This window comes from Myxococcus sp. CA040A (assembly GCF_013336725.1).
Taxonomy (GTDB): Bacteria; Myxococcota; Myxococcia; order Myxococcales; family Myxococcaceae; genus Myxococcus; species Myxococcus llanfairpwllgwyngyllgogerychwyrndrobwllllantysiliogogogochensis.
In genome coordinates this window covers 1-2115 of record NZ_JABUMR010000034.1, presented here as the reverse complement: position 1 = coordinate 2115, position 2115 = coordinate 1, and the positions used below count along the sequence as shown (strand labels likewise).

The window sequence follows — 2115 nt, the reverse complement described above, 5'->3', positions numbered from 1 at the left end:
GGATGCTGACGCGCTCCAGGCCGAGGACGTCGGAGAAGATGGAGGCGAGGCGGGACTGGGTGAGGGTGGAGGGAGGGGCGAAGTCGTCGCCGGAGGAGGTGGCAGCGGCGAAGTCGGGAGGAGGAAGAGCCTTCCTGTCGAGCTTCCCATTGGCGGAGAGGGGGAAGGCGGAGAGGGAGACGAGAGCGGCCGGCACCATGTACTCGGGCAGGCGCTGGGAGAGGAATGTGCGCAGCGCCGAGCCATCGACAGAGGACTCGGCCGAGGTGAAGTAGGCGACGAGACGCTTGTCACCGGGGACGTCCTCGCGAGCGAGGACGACGCCTTCCTGGATGCCAGAGAAGAGGCGGAGAGCGGCCTCGACTTCACCCAACTCAATGCGGAAGCCGCGGACCTTCACCTGGAAGTCGGAGCGGCCGAGGAACTCGAGAGTGCCGTCGGCGAGCCAGCGGACGCGGTCCCCGGTGCGATAGAGGCGAGCACCGGGCGAAGAAGAGAAGGGATGAGGGACGAAGCGCTCGGCGGTGAGGTCAGCGCGGTTGAGGTAACCCCAAGCAAGGCCGTCACCCCCGACGAAGAGCTCTCCAGGGACGCCCGGAGGCAGGGGCTGGAAGGAGGCGTCGAGGACGAAGGCGGAGGAGTTGGAGAGAGGAGCGCCGATGGGGACGGAGCGAGAGAAGGAGTCCCCATTCCGCAGCGAGTGAGTGGCGGAGAAGGTGGTGTTCTCGGTAGGGCCGTAGCCGTTGACGAGGACGTGGCCCGGGGGCAGCCGCGCGAGGTACTCGCGGACGCGAGAAGGCGGCAGGACGTCGCCACCGGCGAGCACCTGGCGGACACCAGCCAGCGCGACGGGCTGAGTCGCCACCATCTGCTCGAAGAGAGCCGCAGTGAGCCAGAGGGAGGTGATGCCCTCGCGGACAAGCAGAGCGCCCAACTCCTCGAGCGACAGGGCATGGGGAGGAGCGAGGACGAGCTTGGAGCCGTGGAGGAGAGCGCCCCAGATTTCGAGGGTGGAGGCGTCGAAGGCGACGGGGGCCGCGTGGAGCCAGACGTCGGAAGCGGCGAAGGAGATGAAGGAAGAGGAGACGAGGCGGGTGACGCCTCGGTGAGGGACGCAGACACCCTTGGGCTCACCGGTGGAGCCGGAGGTGAACATGACGTAGGCGAGGTCATCCCCTGTCACGACACCCGTGAGAGGTGAAGATGGCTGGCGAGCGATGAGAGCAGCCTCCTCATCGATGACGAGGAGGACGGCGCCGCAGGCAGGCAGGTCATCGACGACGTCGGAGTGAGAGAGGACGACGCCGGCTGAGGACTCGCGAAGGACGAAGGCGAGGCGGTCGGAAGGCCAGGCCTTATCGAGGGGGACGTAGGAGGCGCCGGCCTTGAGGATGGCGAGGAGGGAGACGATGAGGTCGGCGGAGCGGTCGAGACGGACGGCGACGCGCGAGCCGGGAAGAACGTCGAGAGTGCGCAGGTAATGGGCGAGCTGATTGGAGCGCGAGTCGAGCTGGGCGTAGGAGACAGACTCCTCACCTGAGACAACGGCGACAGCATCAGGCGTGCGCGCGGCCTGGTGAGCGAAGAGCTCCTGAATGCTTGCGTTGCGAGGGTAGCTCGTCGTGGTGCCGTTCCAACCCGCGAGGACTTGCTGCTTCTCTGCCACCGTGAGCAGAGGAATCAGACCGAGCTGTGCATCAGGCGAAACGGTCAGCGCCTCAATCAGCACCGAGTAGTGACGCGAGAGGCGCTCCATGGTCGCCGCGTCGAAGAGGTCGGTGTTGTAGTTGAAGCCGCCGACGAAGCCGTTGATGCCTTCTTCGAGAAAGAGGCTGAAGTCGAACTTCGCCGTCTCGATGCTGGGAGCCAGCCCGCTGAGGGTGAGACCCGGGAGCTTGAGTTCCTCTTCAGGAGCGTTCTGAAGGGTGAGGGTGACCTGGAAGAGCGGTGAGCGGCTCAGGTCACGCTGAGGCTGAAGCTCCTCGACGAGCTTCTCGAAGGGGACGTCCTGGTGCTCGTAGGCGGCCAGAGTGGACGTGCGCACCTGGGAGAGCAACTGACGGAAGGACTGCTTCGAGTCGAGTCGGGAGTGGAGGACGAGGGTGTTGACGAAGA

At 66.1% G+C, this 2115-nt stretch carries 1 protein-coding gene; it reads right to left on the bottom strand.

What is annotated here, in order from left to right:
* The coding region (locus tag HUA75_RS45965) for an amino acid adenylation domain-containing protein (RefSeq protein ID WP_174490125.1) at nucleotides 1-2115 on the bottom strand (2115 nt) is incomplete at both ends.